The 16205-nt window shown below is 41.1% G+C and carries 15 protein-coding genes; 4 read left to right on the top strand and 11 right to left on the bottom strand.

From position 1 onward, the window contains the following. Positions 1-4: 4 nt before the first annotated feature. The 4 genes from phnC to yciH form a co-directional block, all read right to left on the bottom strand. Positions 5-880, bottom strand: a complete 876-nt coding sequence (phnC, locus tag L3V25_RS12855) for a phosphonate ABC transporter ATP-binding protein (RefSeq protein WP_237295857.1) — start codon at positions 878-880, stop codon at positions 5-7. A 298-nt stretch (positions 881-1178) separates the two neighbouring features. Further along, positions 1179-1589 carry a cystatin domain-containing protein gene (locus tag L3V25_RS12850; RefSeq protein ID WP_237295855.1) on the bottom strand — a complete coding sequence of 137 codons (411 nt, stop codon included), beginning with the start codon at positions 1587-1589 and terminating at the stop codon, positions 1179-1181. 48 nt (positions 1590-1637) lie between these two features. Further along, complete coding sequence (locus L3V25_RS12845; protein WP_237295854.1) at positions 1638-3056, bottom strand: MATE family efflux transporter; 1419 nt, start codon at positions 3054-3056, stop codon at positions 1638-1640. A gap of 35 nt (positions 3057-3091) precedes the next feature. Then, on the bottom strand, positions 3092-3403 hold the full coding sequence (gene yciH / locus L3V25_RS12840; RefSeq protein ID WP_089122961.1) for a stress response translation initiation inhibitor YciH: 312 nt from the start codon (positions 3401-3403) through the stop codon (positions 3092-3094). 106 nt (positions 3404-3509) lie between these two features. On the opposite strand from yciH, the gene L3V25_RS12835 reads away from it, so the two are divergent. Next, positions 3510-4478, top strand: a complete 969-nt coding sequence (locus L3V25_RS12835; protein WP_237295852.1) for a tyrosine-type recombinase/integrase — start codon at positions 3510-3512, stop codon at positions 4476-4478. Between the two features lie 38 nt (positions 4479-4516). Here the strand turns inward: L3V25_RS12835 and L3V25_RS12830 are convergent, their stop codons facing one another. Beyond that, entirely contained in the window at positions 4517-5515 is a 999-nt protein-coding gene (locus L3V25_RS12830; protein WP_237295977.1) for a D-alanine--D-alanine ligase, read from the bottom strand. 156 nt (positions 5516-5671) lie between these two features. After that, positions 5672-6301, bottom strand: a complete 630-nt coding sequence (locus L3V25_RS12825) for an SPOR domain-containing protein (protein ID WP_237295850.1) — start codon at positions 6299-6301, stop codon at positions 5672-5674. A 228-nt stretch (positions 6302-6529) separates the two neighbouring features. Here L3V25_RS12825 and L3V25_RS12820 point away from each other — a divergent pair, with 228 nt between their 5' ends. Next, complete coding sequence (locus tag L3V25_RS12820) at positions 6530-9211, top strand: bifunctional acetate--CoA ligase family protein/GNAT family N-acetyltransferase (RefSeq protein ID WP_237295848.1); 2682 nt, start codon at positions 6530-6532, stop codon at positions 9209-9211. A gap of 69 nt (positions 9212-9280) precedes the next feature. Here L3V25_RS12820 and L3V25_RS12815 read toward each other — a convergent pair whose 3' ends face one another. Further along, the gene (locus L3V25_RS12815) at positions 9281-10174 is read right to left on the bottom strand and encodes a LysR family transcriptional regulator (protein WP_237295847.1); all 894 of its coding nucleotides are present in this window, start codon (positions 10172-10174) and stop codon (positions 9281-9283) included. A gap of 239 nt (positions 10175-10413) precedes the next feature. On the opposite strand from L3V25_RS12815, the gene L3V25_RS12810 reads away from it, so the two are divergent. Next, complete coding sequence (locus tag L3V25_RS12810) at positions 10414-12600, top strand: TonB-dependent hemoglobin/transferrin/lactoferrin family receptor (RefSeq protein WP_237295845.1); 2187 nt, start codon at positions 10414-10416, stop codon at positions 12598-12600. 443 nt (positions 12601-13043) lie between these two features. Here L3V25_RS12810 and galE read toward each other — a convergent pair whose 3' ends face one another. Beyond that, positions 13044-14060, bottom strand: coding sequence for a UDP-glucose 4-epimerase GalE (gene galE / locus L3V25_RS12805; RefSeq protein WP_237295844.1), 1017 nt, complete (start codon positions 14058-14060; stop codon positions 13044-13046). Between the two features lie 128 nt (positions 14061-14188). Between galE and L3V25_RS12800 the strand changes: the two genes are divergently transcribed. Beyond that, the gene (locus L3V25_RS12800) at positions 14189-14944 is read left to right on the top strand and encodes a 5-oxoprolinase subunit PxpA (RefSeq protein WP_192999433.1); all 756 of its coding nucleotides are present in this window, start codon (positions 14189-14191) and stop codon (positions 14942-14944) included. Positions 14945-14956: 12 nt separating this feature from the next. On the opposite strand, the gene L3V25_RS12795 is transcribed toward L3V25_RS12800, so the two are convergent. The 3 genes from L3V25_RS12795 to L3V25_RS12785 all read right to left on the bottom strand — a co-directional run bounded on the left by L3V25_RS12795 (position 14957) and on the right by L3V25_RS12785 (position 16170). Further along, a complete protein-coding gene (locus L3V25_RS12795) occupies positions 14957-15205 on the bottom strand; it encodes a DUF2789 domain-containing protein (protein WP_237295843.1) in 249 nt (82 codons plus the stop codon). 88 nt (positions 15206-15293) lie between these two features. Beyond that, positions 15294-15716, bottom strand: a complete 423-nt coding sequence (locus L3V25_RS12790; protein WP_237295841.1) for a YeeE/YedE family protein — start codon at positions 15714-15716, stop codon at positions 15294-15296. 10 nt (positions 15717-15726) lie between these two features. Further along, positions 15727-16170: a YeeE/YedE thiosulfate transporter family protein gene (locus L3V25_RS12785; RefSeq protein WP_346656336.1), complete on the bottom strand. Its 444-nt coding sequence runs from the start codon at positions 16168-16170 to the stop codon at positions 15727-15729. Positions 16171-16205: the final 35 nt, after the last annotated feature.

The following is a 16205-nucleotide window of genomic DNA, read 5'->3' as shown; positions in this document are numbered from 1 at the left end:
TTAATTAGCTAATTTGTTCAACTTCATCGCCATAAAGCGTATGTAAGATATCGTCCGTTAATCCATCAGGCGAACCGTCATAAACAACTTTGCCCTTCTCTAGCCCAATGACACGCGTGCAGTATTGCTTCACCAATTCGATAGAGTGAAGGTTGACCATAACCGCGATCCCTTCGTCACTGACTTTCTGTAAAGCATCCATAATTCGAGTAGTATTCTTAGGATCTAAAGACGCAACCGGTTCATCGGCTAACAGAATTTTGGGTTGTTGCATTAATGCTCTGCAAATGGCGACGCGTTGTTGTTGGCCTCCAGAAAGGTTTTCAGCTCGTTGAAGCGCGTGAGGTAAGATCTTTAACCACTTGAGTAGTTCAATGGCTTTCGCTCTATCTTTATCATCAAAGATTTTAAACATGGATTTCCACGTTGGTGTGTAACTTAAGCGGCCAAGTAGTACATTGGTAATGACATCTAACCTAGGGACCAAGCAGAAGTTTTGGAAAATCATGCTGCATTGACTGCGCCACTGCCTAAGTTGTTTTCGAGGCATAGTGACGACATTTTCCCCTTGGCCACTGATATCTAAAATCTCACCAGAGCTAGCTTCAATAGTGCCATTTAATGTGTGAAGCATGGTTGACTTGCCAGCTCCAGAGCGACCAATGACCGCTACAAACTCCCCTTCGTATAAATCAAAACTAATGTTATCTAAAACATTTTTTCCACCTTTGTAGGCTTTGGTGAGTTGATTCACGGTTAATAATTTCTTTTTGATTTTAAGCGGGCTTGCTATTTGATCACCGAGACTGATGTCTTGATCAAACATGGTTTCCGGGGGAATAAAGTAATTTAATGTATGGTTATCATTTGATTGGTACATAATCTCATTCTTCTTAATTCTCAAATCTGATATGAATTAAGAAGAAACACTGTGACACTTTAAATACAAATAAGTGACGGAATTGAAATATTAAGATTTGGAGATGAAAAAATCAGGTCGACAAGTGATTGCTAGACGGGGAAAGCCGGAGCTTAGGTGAATGGACATATATTTTTGAAAATTTGACCGTATAAATTCATTTTTTGTGATGTTTCGCGCTGAAACAAAAAAACCTAACGCGCGTTAGGTTTTTTGGGGAAGATTAATTTAACGGTAACTGAAGTTATTGAGAGCGAAATTACTTCTCTTGAGTGTTTTGAGTTTGCTGCTCAATGCATTCATCAACCAGTTGCTTTGGTTGTAGGCTTACCATTTTGTATTCACCTTGTAAGTTGCGGAATACTTTAGCCACATAAGCGGTACCATCATCTACGGTAAATGCGACTTTGTAGTTCATACCCGCCACGACTTGTTGCTCAACAGAAAGTACTTCTTTGAGAGTGTGGCTGCCTTCCATGCTTGCGATAGCCAATAATGCAGACTGCTTCGCTTCTGGTGTTATCTCCGCTTTTTGCCAGCCGCCAACGAGACGTTGAGCCGTTTCACATTGAACTTTCAATTCTGGATTGACCTCTTGTTCTGGCTCTGATGAGCTACATGCCGATAAAACGATAGCGGCTGCAGATACAGCAAGTAATTTCTTATACATAGTAAAACCTTAAATTTTCTAGTTACTTGGGTATATTGAATACCAACATTATGTACGATGTTCATCGATTTCTATATAGGCTTCGTCAGTAATTTTAGCAATTTGTTTGTCATCTTCTGTTAGATTTTTGTTTTTCCAGCTGCCCCTTGCAAACCAAGCGATAGAGAATAACGCGACAACGATATTGGTGATCGCAAATGACCACCAAATTCCTGATGCTTCAAGCTGAGTATGTTTTGACAGTATATAAGCCAATGGAAACTGAATGACCCATTGAGAAAACAAAGAAATCAACATGGTATTAAGCATATTCCCCGATGCCCTAAATGCTGAAACAACACATAATTGCACACCAATAAAGCCCCAGGTTAAGCACATGGTTCTTACAAATTGAGCGCCATGCTCTATCACTTGTGGATCATCTGGAATAAAGAAAGCGACACATTGCGGAGCAAAAATGTAGGCAAAAATACCGAGTACAGTTAACGCTACCCAGCCCCAAATCGTACCTAAGATTGTGATTTGTGATGCTCTTTCAATATTCTTAGCACCAATGTTTTGACCAACCAGCGTAGAGACCGCCATCGATAATCCCATAGCCGGGATGGTGACAATTTGCAGAATGGTCGAGCCTACTCCGTAAGAGGCAATGGTGACAGTGCCAAAGCTTGCTACTAAGAAAGACATGATCATTAACCCGAGTGCTCTTGCTGAAAGTTCAACCGAGCCTGGTGCACCTAAGAAGAACGCCCTTTTTATGTATGAAAAATCGGGCTTGAAACTGGTTAGGGTTAAGTGAATGCCATGTTTGCCACGAAAGAAAATACCTAAGCCAATTATTGCGGCGATAGCTTGAGTGACTAAGGTGGCTAATGCTGCGCCTTTTACTCCGAGCCCTTCAAAGCTGCCTAAGCCAAAAATGAAAAGAGGATCCAACCCGAAGTTTAGAATTACCGTACCAAACACAATAATCAGTGGGATTTTTACCTGCCCGATACCACGCATGATTGATTGAAACATGGCATAGGTGAAGACAAATATCACACCAATAAACGATACATGCATGTAGTCTAGTGCATCGTGATACACCGCCTCTTCTACACCAAGCAGCGTTAAAAAATGTGATGATAGAGCATAACCGGTGAGCCCTAAAACAATGGCGGTGACGACCACCATCAGCATGGTTTGAGCGGCCACATGGTTGACCATCTTCTTATTACCTGCCCCCATATATTGAGCAGATAACGTCGCGCCAGCCATTGCTAGCCCTGCACCGAGTGCAATTACTAGGAAAGTGACAGGGTTACTTATTGATACCGCAGCAACTTGCGCCGCGCCTAAACGGCCAACCCAAAAAGCATCGGTGAGTTGATAAGCAGATTGAAGTATTTGGGCAAGAACAATAGGAACAGCTAAGGAAAGTAAGGCTCTATTGATAGAGCCTTCAAACATATTGTGACGATTCATAAAATGGGCTTCTTGGTGAGAAAGAAAATGAGCGATTAACCGCCCGCAAGTTTAACCGTATGCCCTTTTTTCTCTAGATGAGCTTTGATTTTATCTCGATTGTCACCTTGAATTTCAATGGTGCCATCTTTCACACTACCACCGCAGCCACAGACTTTTTTTAGCTCGGCAGCCATTAATTTTAATTCGGTATCATTCATATCAAGGCCAGTCACTACACAAACGCCCTTGCCTTTACGGCCTTTGGTTTCTCTTTGAATGCGAACAATACCGTCGCCTTTTGGTCGTTGTTTAACTTCTTCTTCAGGTTTAATACGACCGACTTCGGTTGAATATACGAGTGACATAAGGCCTCTTTTATTACGGTTTATTTGTTTTTCTATAATAGTAAATGTATTTTATTGTTGTTCAAGCATTTGCTGGGCAATTTCCCTTCTAACTTAGGTTTAAGTGATGAGAAAGAACATTCCATTGATGTCTGATCCTTCCCAATTAAAAGAAAGCATCCAATTGTTTTCGAAACCGATTGGTTATCAGGATTTTGTCGAGTTAACTCACGGTCTATATTCGCATAATTCGTTACTTTCGATGGTCAATGATTGGAATCGTTTTGTTGAGTTTTGCTACTCTCGTCATGTCAGTCCGTTGCCCGCTTCCGTTACGGCTATTCGCTTATTTTTAGAGCATGAAAGTAGGCAAAGAAAATATGCTTCTATACGTCGTTATAGTTTAACTATCGGCTTAGTACATCGCCTGCATTCACTCCCTGAACCAACTAATCATAGACAAATCCACTTCACCTTATCAGCATTACGCAATATGAAAAAAGGTGATGCAGCTCAGGCTACTCCTTTTACTGAAAAGCATCTTAACGAGCTATTTAAATGCTTAGCTGAAAGCGATTCAATAAAAGATCTGCGTGATTTGTTGATATATAGCCTAATGTTTGAATGTTTTTTAAAGCGTGGGCAATTGCGAGACTTAACATTAGATCAGTTAGATTTATCCAATAGTGAATGCGCTCAACTGATGATTGGGGAGAATACTTATCAACTGACCCCAAGAACCACTCAATTACTGCAAAAGTGGTTAACTGTGCTGGGCGATGAATACCAAGGTGTTTTATTTTGTCGAATCGATAAACATGGCAACCTAGGGAGCGAATCGTTAAATGATTCGTCGATTTATAGGGTGTTTCGCCGAGCGAGTGATCTTCTTAACCTACCTCAGCATCTAGCGTTTTCTGGGCAATCAAGCCGAGTTGGAGGCAGTCAGGATTTATATAAGAAAGGTTATAATTTACGACAAATTCAGCAATTGGGGCGTTGGACGAGTGCCGTTATGCCTGCTCAATATGTTGGAAAGCATGCCCTATCAGAATCAGAGCAACTTTTGTTTAAAAAAATAAAAAGCTGGGATTAACCAGCTTTTATCTGTTGTCGAGCTTTACGTGATCAGGCTTATTTCAAGCTGCTTTTAATCGAGCTTTCTAAGAAATCACTGAACTTATGGCCGTTATGCTCCATTAGTTTAGGGAACATCGAGATTGGCGTCATACCCGGGAAAGTATTTACTTCATTTAAGTAAATGTCGCCTTCTTCGGTTAAAAAGAAATCAATACGTGACAGGTTCTTCAAATTCATATGCGTAAACACTTTACGTGAATAGTCTTGAATTGCCTGTTGTTCAGCGTCGCTAAGCCCTTGAGCTTCTAATACTGTCGATGAGTGGCTATCAGCACTGTATTTTTCATCGTAAGTATAAAACACACCGTCGGGCGCAATGACTTCACCAGGCTTAGTGATCACCAGTTCGCCATCAAGTTGATAGGCTGCAACTTCTAATTCTCTTGGTTTTACCGATTTTTCGATAAGCACTTGATCTGAATAAGTAAATGCTTCGCGAACTGCTTGCGCTAACTTGGCTTTTTCAGTCACGCTGTAGCAACCTACTGATGAGCCTTGTCTTGCCGCTTTAACGAAAACCTTTCCCCATAAATCAAAGGCTTGTTCAGCAATTTCAATCGATTGGTCATTGTTTTCAGTTAAAAAACGGTATGGAGTATTGGGAATACCTAAAGCGTCATACCATAATTTTGAAGTGATCTTGTTAAAGCTATTAGAGCTCGCTTCTGGGCCACAGCCTAAATATGGAATGTTGGCCATTTCAAGCAAGGATTGAATATCGCCAGTTTCGCCGGGGAAACCATGGATACAAGGCACAACAAAATCAATCGCATGTGAAGGGAAACCTTCACCTTTTAGGCAGGAATGAGCAATATCTAGCTCTACTTTTTCTCCAGAAGAAACAAACCAAGCGTCTGTTTTTATTTCAACTTTAATGACGTTGAAATCTGGAGTAAGACTAAGTTGTTGCTCAAGGTATTGGGCTGAAACCAGTGACACTTCATGCTCAGAAGAACCACCACCACATAAAAGTAAAATATTTTTCATCTTAATTTCGACGCTGTTTATGTTAACGCTATACACCAATCATAATGCTTTATCGTTCGAAGAGCAGTACAAAATCGCGTTAAAGTCCTAAATCATCATAAAAAAGGAGCGCATCAGCACCCCTTTGTTTGTTTTTTATTCTTGTTCCAGAGTTTGAATCTCTTATGGTAGTTTTTTCAGCGTTGGGTACTGTGAATTGGTAATCGATTTTACGCTTTTCACAAATGGTCCCATGTTTTGGTAGCTTGCAGGTAGACGCATAATGGCATCTTTCGCTTCTTCTGCCGTTTTAAAGTTACCAAATAATAAGCTGTGCCATTGTTTACCATTAACCGTTTTTACGTTTTCCCACTTAGGTTGATTTTCTGGCAAGCCTTTTGCGGTATTGGTTAAGAATTTCTCACTTTGCAGTGCCGCTACTTGAACAAGGTAGTTACCCGCTGCTGGTTGAGCAACGTCATTTTGTTCTGGGTAAAATACTTTAACGGTTGATTCAGAAGATTCTGCTTTGGTTTCTTCTTCCGCCGGAGGGCTTAACTTAACGACTTTTTTGCCAGATTCTGTTTGTGCTTCAGGCGCTGCTGGCTCAATCATGCTTGGTTCTGCCGTTTGGGCTGAGTCTGCCGTTAAATCTTGCTCTAAAGGTGCTTCAGATTCTGTGATTGGCTGAGGCACTTCATCGGTTTTATAAGTTTCTTGATACGTTTCTGTAGACACTTCGTCATCGTAATTTGCCGATGAACAAGCTGCTAAAAATAGAACGGATAGAGAGATAATAGCTATTTTTTTCATAGTAAGACCAAAGTGTTATAAAAAACTGTCAACATCATGCCTCTGCCATGCCTGAATATCAAGGTGATTAAGGGCTAGAAAGTGATATGTTTGTAAATTTCTTAGACTGCAAAGACAAAATGATAGTTAATTATAGCGATAGATCACATTGATAGGTTTGGGAAAGCGTTTCGATAGTAATATTGATTATGATATGACTATGTTTTTTCAAAGGGTTTAGGTGGGAAAATGCTAACGTTAGATAAACTGTTAAAGCCAAAGTCTGTTGCGGTGATTGGTGCTTCACAGCGCCCTTTTCGCGCCGGTTCTATCGTTATGCAAAATTTGCTCAGTGGTGGCTTTCAAGGCGCAATCATGCCCGTGACGCCAAAGTATCAATCCGTGAGTGGTGTCCTTGCCTATTCTAGTATTGATCAACTACCACTGATTCCCGATCTCGCCATCATTTGTACCAAAGCGAAATACAATAAAGCCATTTTTACTGAGTTAGCCGCCAAAGGTGCTGGTGCGGTGATCGTGGTTTCATCGGATATGTATCAATCTGAGCAAGACTCAGAGCAAAGTATAGATGAAGAGTGTTTAACCATCGCACGTCAATCGGGTATGCGGGTGCTAGGCTCTAACAGTTTGGGATTAATACTCCCCTGGGCTAAGTTAAATGCTTCTCTTTCTCCAGTGACAGCGTCACAAGGTAACATTGCCTTTATTTCTCAATCAGCGGCAGTGTGTACCACCATTCTTGATTGGGCGACCGATAAACAAATTGGTTTCTCCGCTTTTGTATCGCTTGGCAATGCCGTTGATATTGATTTTCCTGAGCTGTTAGATAGCTTATCTGTTGATAGCAAAACCTCCGCTATTTTGCTTTATGTTGACTCAATTAAAGATGCCAGAGCCTTTATGTCGGCAGCTCGTAGTGCGTCACGTAATCGCCGGATCTTGGTTTTAAAATCAGGACGTAGTGTTGAAGGTCAGCAAGCCGCTTCACTGCATACGCGTGGCCAGCAAAGCATCGATATTATTTATGACTCTGCGATTAAGCGCTCTGGCATGCTACGAGTAAACAATACCCATGAACTGTTTGCCGCTTTAGAAACCTTGACTCATTCGGTGCCACTACGTGGTGAACGTTTAGCGATTATGACCAATGGTGGCGGCCCCGGTATTATGGCGGTTGATGAATTGATTCATCGTGGTGGTAAGCTCGCGACATTAACAGAAGAAACCATTGAACAACTAAATCAAATCCTACCGCCAAGCTGGTCGCACAGTAACCCAATTGATCTTGTTGGAGATGCGGATAGTCAGCGCTATGCAAAGGCAATGGATATTCTGCTCGATAGTGATGCGATTGATGCCATATTAGTCATGCACAGCCCTTCTGCTATTTCTCATCCAACACAAACCGCTCAAGCCCTGATTGAAACGATAAAGCAGCATAAAAAGAGTCGACGTTTTAATATCTTGACCAATTGGTCTGGTGAAAGTACGGCAAAAGAAGCCCGTTCATTGTTTACTCAAGCGGGAATTCCTACCTATCGAACCCCAGAAGGTGCGGTCGGTGCTTATATGCACTTGGTCGAATACCGACGCAATCAAAAGCAATTAATGGAAACCCCTTCTTCTGTTGAATCACGCAATCCTGAGCAATTATTACAAGCGCAAAGTTGGATTCAGTCCCACCTTGAAGAATCGATGAGTTTGTTTGATTCTCACCAAATTGATGGCTTATTAAAAAGTTATAACATTTCGGTGCTTCCGACGTGGTTGGCCTCAGATGCCAGTGAAGCGGTGCATATCAGTGAAAAAATTGGTTATCCGGTGGCGGTGAAATTACGTTCCCCTGATATTGTGCATAAGTCGGAAGTGCAAGGCGTGATGTTGAATTTACGCAATGCCAATGAAGTTGCCAGTGCCACTCAAGCCATTATGGATAGAACATCACTACTCTATCCTTCCGCCTTAATTCATGGTGTTTCGGTGCAATGCATGGCGAGCCGAGCTGGTTCGCAAGAGTTAAGAATTCGCATCGAAACCGATCCTATTTTTGGTCCGGTGATCATGCTTGGTCAAGGCGGTACTGAGTGGGATGTGACAGAAGATGCTTCGGTTGCCCTACTGCCTTTAAATATGGCGCTAGCGCGTTACCTAGTGATACGAGCCATGCGGGTTGGCAAATTGCGATTAGAGCAACTGCCAAATCCAGTCGATACTATCGCTTTATGTGAACTATTAGTTCGTTTATCGCAAATGGTCATCGATAATCCTGAAATTCTCAGTTTAGATTTGCATCCATTATTAGCTGCTGGAAATGAATTTACCGTTATTGATGCCCGCTTAGAGTTACAAGCTGCCAATGGCAATAAAAGGCAACGTTTAGCCATTAAGCCTTATCCTGTCGAACATGAAGAAGTGACACAGCTAAAAAACGGCCAGCGTTGTTTAGTGCGTCCTGTATTACCAGAAGACGAAGAAAAGATGGCTTCGTTTATCACCCAAGTTTCTCGTGAGGATTTGTATAAACGTTTCTTCTCAGATGTTGGCGAATTTAATCACGAAGCTTTGGCGAATTTAACGCAAATTGATTACGACCGAGAAATGGCCTTTGTTGCCACACAAACTAATGAGCAAAACCAAGAGATCTTACTAGGCGTTGCTAGAGTGATCGCGGATTCTCACAACTATGATGCAGAGTTCTCGATTTTGATTCGTTCTGACCTAAAAGGCATTGGTCTTGGAAGGTTACTGATGGAAAAACTCATTGCTTATAGTCAAACCAAAGGTACTGTTCGCTTAACCGGAATAACAATGCCATCCAATAAAGGTATGGTTCAGTTAGCCAAAAAATTGAACTTCAAAACAGAAATCCATTTTGAAGATAACATTGTTGATATGCTTTTAATTCTCTAAAAAAACAGTGGGTATTTTTATATCCACTGTCAGCTTAAAAGATTGGTAGCCTAGTATCCGCAGTTGAGGTTAGTTAAGGCTGGCGGCTTTCCAGTGTTTTTTAAGGTATTGAATACACCACGACTTCGCTTTGCCCATTTTGTTGCGTCGCCATGCAATGACCATTTCTACTGCTTGAGTCTCGCTCCCCTCAATAATTTTTAGCTTACCTTGTTCGATTAAAGGTGCGGCTATATGAATAGGTAACGTTCCAATTCCTATGCCAGCACATAATGCTTCTACCTTGGCTGGAAAGTTACTCACGGTGAGTCTAGGTTGATCATCCGCTAAATTTCTACTTAACACTGGTGAATTACGAGCAGAATCGGCAACTGCAATAGCGCGATATTTATTACGAGTGTTTTGATCAAAGACTGATGTTCTTTTATGCACGATATGGTTAGGTTCTGCCACCCATAACATGTTAATCGTTCCTAAAGGCTCTATTTTAATGTCAATCGGTGTATGTTCCATCTTTGCACAAACTAGCAAATCGGCACGACCATAGGCTAAAGCTTCCCAGCAACCCGCGAGAATTTCTTCTTGTACTTTAACCCGAGTTTTTGAATGATTTTCTAACTCTTTCACTAATGGAAAGAAAAATTCAACGGGTAATAAGTCATAAGCAATGGAGATTTCTAATTCCCATCCGTGCGCCAGTATGTTGGCATCTTCAACTAATTCATGCGCGGCAGATAGAATTGAACGCCCTCTTTCCAACAGTAACTGCCCAGCATCGGTAAAGACTGCTTTATGGCCTGAGCGATCAAAAATCACAAGGTCGAGATCTTGTTCTAGTTTTTGTACCTGATAGCTCAAAGATGATGGCGCACGATTCAACTCGTTGGCAGCTGCAGCGAAACTTCCTCTCCTTGCAATAGCATCCAATACTTGTAGAGCTTCCAATGTAATACTGTTGTTCAAATCATTTTTCCTTATTTTTCGACCACTTAAATGTGAAGTTAATCACAATTAATGTAACTGAATGACTTATCAGTGAACTTTTTCTGAACGCTTTAATTTATTGTTTTTAAAAGGGTTTAATTCAAACTCCGTTAAGAAATGTAAAAACACAGTTAAATAATGCAATACAAATGATAGTTATTATCATTCTTATTTATTAGAATGCGTTCGAAAACAAACATAGGGAATGGAATAACTATATGTACACCCACAAATTAAAACCAACAATACTTGCGATTACGATTGCTTCCACTTTAACTCCAGCAGCTTATGCGGCACAAGAATTAACTGCACTTCAAGAAGTGGTTGTTTCGGCAACTCGAACTGAGCAAGACATCAAGGATGTGTCTGCTTCCGTTGAAACCGTTTCGTCAAACGATGTCGACAATCAAATGGCAACCGATCCACAGCAAGCATTAAAATATACCCCAGGGGTTGATGCTGAAGGGACAGGTCGATTTGGTATCTCGGGATACAACATTCGAGGAATGGAAGATTCACGCGTTAAAGTGATGGTCGACGGTGTTGAACAACCGGTTCCGTATAATCCAGGTGCAACCGAACAACGCTCCTACCCTAACAATATCGAAGTCGATACTTTAAGCGCGATTGAAGTGAATAAAGGCCCTTCTTCTACCCTTTATGGTTCTGATGCGTTAGGCGGTGCAGTACTGTTCAAAACCAAAGATCCTTCTGATGTTTTGGTAACCGACGGCGATGAAAATCGTTTTGGTCTTAAGTCCTCATATACTTCAGCTGATGAAACGTTTAAAAATACCCTTACATGGGCGATGCGATATGGTGATTTAGAAACACTACTAATGCTGACTTATGCCGATGGTCAAGAAACAGAAACGCACTCTGATGGTGCTGATGTTACCGGATTTGATCGCGGCCAAGCAGATCCTGCCGATAAAGATATTAGCAACCTACTTGCTAAAGCTTATTATCAAGTGAATGAAGCTCACCGTATTGGTGTCTCGTTAGAGTACTACCTGAGAAATTACGATGAAGATGAATTATCATACGATGGTTACTCTATTTCATTCCCAGGTATGGGGCCGGTAATCACGTATGCCAACAGCTATAATGAAGACCAATCAGAGCGATTACGAGTTGGATTTAATCATGAATGGTTAATGGATGCTGCGATTGCAGATAGCTTAAATTGGTCACTTAACTACCAACAAAGTGATTCTTTAAGTAAGAACTATGACACTACTACAGGAATGATGGGTAGTGGTGAGCGAATGCGTGAGCGTGATGCTACCGATAAAAGCGTTCAGTTTGATTCTCAATTCGATAAACTGGTTGAATTTAATAGTCATTATCACCAATTTACTTATGGCGCCTCTTTTATTCACGATAAGTTTGAGTTGGATAATACCGACTATAAATATGATTTAGGTACCGTTGGACCAGGTAGTACGGGAATGCCAGATGCAACCCTAACCAAATGGGGTATCTACTTCCAAGACCAAGCTTTCTTTTTGCAAGAACGTTTAATCTTAACCGCTGGTATTCGTTATGATTCGTTTAAAACCGAACCTGAAAGCGATGATGGATTTGCGACAGATTTTCCAGACAGTGATAGTGATGCGGTGACGGGTAAATTAGGTTCGGTATATCACTTTAGTGATGGGTTCAGTGGTTTTGCTCAAATAAGCCAAGGTTTTAAAGCCCCTACTGTTTATGATCTTTACTATTTCTATGATCAAGGCGCGATTGTTGAGCCTAATCCAGATCTAAAACCAGAAAAGAGCATTTCTTATGAAGCGGGTTTCCGTGGTCGTAGTGAAAGTACTCGTTTCGAAATTGTCGGTTTCTATAATGACTACTCTGACTTTATCAGTGATACCAATCTTGGTACTGATGCGAGCAGTGGCAAAGATAAATATAGTAAAGAAAACATTAACAAAGCGGAAATTTACGGTGCTGAATTCTCATCAACAACCATGTTAGATGTAGCGTTTGGTGCACCACAAGGCTTCTACTCCAAGCTTTCTGTTGCTTATGCCGAAGGTCGAGATAAAGACACTGGCGAGCATCTTGATTCTGTGGCGCCGCTAACCGGTAATGTTGGTCTAGGTTATGACAGCCTAAACTCTGTCTTCGGTGGTTTACTTAACGTCACAATGGCCGCGAGTAAAGACGATTGGTCTAGCGATGAATACAAAGATGCACCGGGCTATACTTTGGTGGACTTAACCGCGTACTACCGCCCTATTAATGACTTAACGCTTCGTGCGGGTTTATTTAATGCGTTTGATAAGAAATATTGGCATTACTCTGATCTAGAACGTGGTAACACGCCGGGATCAAAGAATGTTGATTTTTATACTCAGCCAGGCCGTAACTGGGGCGTAAGTTTAGATTACCAATTTTAAGTTCCTAGCTAGCCTTAGCTGACGTTAGAAAAATCTCAATAGAGTAAAGACTCCTATATTTTATAGGAGTCTTTTTGTTTCTGTTTCTTTAAATAGGCTTAAAACGAAAAAAAGCCAGCAATCGCTGACTTTTATTGAGTTAATCAAATCAATTTACACTAAAAAGTGGTATTAAAGATTATGTAAATGATTATGATTGTTTAGACATCTCATGCTTTACCATTACTGCACTTGCAACAATAAAAGCAATGATCAGACCTAGTGATAATGACATGTTTTTCCCCTGATTTAAGTAGACTAAAAGTAGCCCTAAAGTAAAAATCGAGGGAATTATAACCACGTTTGTTATGAAAATGTAGTGAATAGTTTATTTTTGCGATCAAGATATTATTTTGTGCTAAAAAAAGAGCAACTTAACATTGCTCTTTTTCATCGTTTGTTTCTTATGCTTCAGGATAACCTTGTGGGTTATTAGATTGCCAACGCCAGGTATCTTCTGTCATTTGTTCTAATGAACGTGTGGCCTTCCATTGTAAGTCTGCTTCTGCTTTAGCCGGATCGGCCCAACACTCAGCAATATCACCAGGACGGCGATCAACAATTTTATAAGGTACTTTCTTGCCAGATGCTTTTTCGAACGCGTTAACCATTTCTAGTACGCTATTGCCATTACCTGTACCTAGGTTATAAATATGAAGACCTTGCTTACTACCTACATGTTTAAGCGCAGCTAAGTGGCCATCAGATAAGTCCATCACATGGATATAATCACGCACACCAGTACCGTCAGGCGTTGGGTAATCGCCACCAAACACAGATAAGAACTCGCGACGACCTACCGCAACTTGAGAAACAAAAGGCATTAAGTTATTTGGAATGCCTTGAGGATCTTCCCCTAGTTCACCTGATGGATGAGAGCCGACTGGATTGAAGTAGCGTAATAGCGTAATGCTCCAATCTGGATTGGCTTTTTGGAAGTCCGTTAAGCACTCTTCTACAATTAATTTACTGCGGCCATAAGGATTGGTCGCGCTGGTTGGGAAATCTTCTAAAATTGGCACAGAAGCCGGATCGCCATATACCGTGGCTGAAGAGCTGAAAATTAACGATTTAACGCCAGCTTCACGCATTGCATCAACAAGAACTAAAGTACCGTGGACATTGGTGTCGTAATACTCTAGTGGTTTTTCAACCGACTCACCGACGGCTTTTAAACCTGCAAAATGAATGACAGATTCAATATCGTATTGTTTTAAAACTTGGCTTATTGCTTGCTTGTCGCGGATGTCACCTTCAACAAAAATGGGACGAACGCCGGATACTTTTTCAATGCGATCAAGTACGGTTGATTTACTATTGTATAAGTTATCAAAAATGATTGGCGTCATGCCTGCTTCAATCATTTGAATGCAAGTGTGACTGCCTATATAACCCATTCCACCGGTGACTAAAACAAACATAAAAGCCTCTATATCAACAAATTATTACTTGGGTCTAACCTTACAACATTGTGTCTTGTAGATATACCCTTGGGGTGTCAATATTAAAATCTCAAATATACATAATAGACTATGATTGGTGCGCGGAAATGACACTTGAATCGGCAAAATTAAAACTCAATTGTGATATGGGTGAAAGCTTTGGTCACTGGACGATGGGAAAAGATGACGCCATTATTCCTTATGTTCATATGGCTAACATCGCTTGTGGCTTTCATGCTTCCGACCCAGATACCATGGCAAAAACGATTCAACTTGCCGTTAAACACAATGTTAGTATTGGCGCCCACCCTTCTTATCAAGATTTATTAGGCTTTGGTCGACGTTCTATTGCGCATACACCAGAACAAATCTCCCATCTTATTAGTTATCAAGTGGGTGCGATTCAAAGCCTTGCCGCGCTTTATGATACGCAAGTTGACTATGTGAAACCTCATGGCGCGTTATATAACGATATGATGGCGGATCTTGAGGTATTTGAAGCGATTGTGCAGGCTGTTATGCCAACAGGACTTCCCTTAATGGTGTTAGCCAAAAAAGATAATACCGCCTACCTAGATATTGCTGATGAGTATAATGTACCGCTGCTTTTTGAAGCTTTTGCTGACCGGGCTTATAAGGATGATGGTTCGTTAGTTCCCCGAAATAAACCTAATGCCGTACACCAAAATGCGGAAGATATTTTCTACCAAGCGATGCAACTAGCCAATTTTGGAACGGTCACAACCATTAAAGGGCATACACTCGAATTACAAGCGGATACCCTTTGTGTTCACGGAGATAATGAGGAATCGATCGCTGTGGTTAAGCGAATTTATACCGCACTAACTCAGCCTATCGTTTAAGTGCGGTTGTACTCAATGGGTAGATTGAGCCCGAAAAAGTGTATCGAGCTGGTCAACCACTTCTACCCAATCAGCATCCTCTTTTTTGGCTTCTTTAATAAAAGTTGACTGCGAAGCTGTCCAAAATGGCGCTCGATGTAACGGTTGTGAATGGTCCAATTGATCGGCATGTTGAGCAATAAAGGCTTCAATATCTTTACTTGAACTTGCCAAACCAAGTTGCTCAAATAGCGTTTCTAGCGAGTGACGATGCATTTCCATATTACCACCTCTCTTTATTTATAACCTGATTGTTAAAAGCATAGAACATCTGTCAAAAACAATCCTAGGTATCCTCTGTTGAGGTTAATTAAAATTTGCTTTGAAGCTTATTCGCTAACCCCATTCCGATAACCATAGAAGCCACAAAGCCCATAAGACTTAAGTTAAGTGTTGATAATGACGCTAAAGCGGGACCTGGGCAGATCCCAGCAATTCCCCAACCTAGTCCAAATAAACTTGCACCAAGGATCAGTTTACGATCCACCACTTTACTTTTGGTTATACAAAACTCGGTTTGATCCAGCGGCTTTTGTCTTGGCTTAATAACGAAATGGTACATTGGAGCAAACACCAGTAATGCTCCTCCCATCACAAAAGCTAGATCGACTTTCCATGCGCCTGCAACATCAAGAAAGGCGATAACTTTCACAGGGTTGACCATATCTGAAATCACCATGCCAGCACCAAAAAGCAAGCCAGCAATCAATGGAATAGAAGAATAACGTTTCATAGTCGCTCGCTTATAAGATATGTAATCGAATGTAGACCGTGACTGCCGCCACTAGCATAAAAGTTAGCGTGGCGATCGTAGAGCGGATAGAAAAGCGGCCCATTCCACAAATGCCATGACCGCTAGTGCAACCATTGCCTAGCTTGGTTCCTAGGCCAACCAATAAACCGGCCAGTAGCATAGTCACGATAGAGCTAGAGTAATGCGTGGGGATGCCTGCGAGATTAGGTTGAATAAGCCAGTTCGTCAATAAACCGCCAGCAATCAAGCCAATGATAAATTGAATTCGCCAGCCTTTATCTACCGCTGATGGCGTCATTGCACCACTAACAATGCCGCTGATGCCAGCTACTTTCCCTTTAAATAATATAAGAATAGTTGCAGAAATTCCGAGCAACATTCCGCCGAATAAAGCACTCCAAGGAATGGTCATAATTGCCTCTTGATGATTAATACTTTCATTTATTATATTAGTAATAATTAATTTAG

The organism is Vibrio sp. CK2-1 (assembly GCF_021726515.1).
Lineage (GTDB): Bacteria > Pseudomonadota > Gammaproteobacteria > Enterobacterales > Vibrionaceae > Vibrio.
This window is presented reverse-complemented; position numbering and strand designations above follow the sequence as displayed.

Excerpts from the sequence above, each read along its gene's own strand:
- L3V25_RS12790 (WP_237295841.1), bottom strand. The coding sequence starts at position 15,716 with ATGAAACGTTATTCTTCTATTCCATTGATTGCTGGCTTGCTTTTTGGT.
- L3V25_RS12810 (WP_237295845.1), top strand. The coding sequence starts at position 10,414 with ATGTACACCCACAAATTAAAACCAACAATACTTGCGATTACGATTGCT.
- galE (WP_237295844.1), bottom strand. The coding sequence starts at position 14,060 with ATGTTTGTTTTAGTCACCGGTGGAATGGGTTATATAGGCAGTCACACT.
- yciH (WP_089122961.1), bottom strand. The coding sequence starts at position 3,403 with ATGTCACTCGTATATTCAACCGAAGTCGGTCGTATTAAACCTGAAGAA.
- L3V25_RS12850 (WP_237295855.1), bottom strand. The coding sequence starts at position 1,589 with ATGTATAAGAAATTACTTGCTGTATCTGCAGCCGCTATCGTTTTATCG.
- phnC (WP_237295857.1), bottom strand. The coding sequence starts at position 880 with ATGTACCAATCAAATGATAACCATACATTAAATTACTTTATTCCCCCG.
- L3V25_RS12820 (WP_237295848.1), top strand. The coding sequence starts at position 6,530 with ATGCTAACGTTAGATAAACTGTTAAAGCCAAAGTCTGTTGCGGTGATT.
- L3V25_RS12800 (WP_192999433.1), top strand. The coding sequence starts at position 14,189 with ATGACACTTGAATCGGCAAAATTAAAACTCAATTGTGATATGGGTGAA.
- L3V25_RS12825 (WP_237295850.1), bottom strand. The coding sequence starts at position 6,301 with ATGAAAAAAATAGCTATTATCTCTCTATCCGTTCTATTTTTAGCAGCT.
- L3V25_RS12835 (WP_237295852.1), top strand. The coding sequence starts at position 3,510 with ATGAGAAAGAACATTCCATTGATGTCTGATCCTTCCCAATTAAAAGAA.
- L3V25_RS12795 (WP_237295843.1), bottom strand. The coding sequence starts at position 15,205 with ATGGAAATGCATCGTCACTCGCTAGAAACGCTATTTGAGCAACTTGGT.
- L3V25_RS12845 (WP_237295854.1), bottom strand. The coding sequence starts at position 3,056 with ATGAATCGTCACAATATGTTTGAAGGCTCTATCAATAGAGCCTTACTT.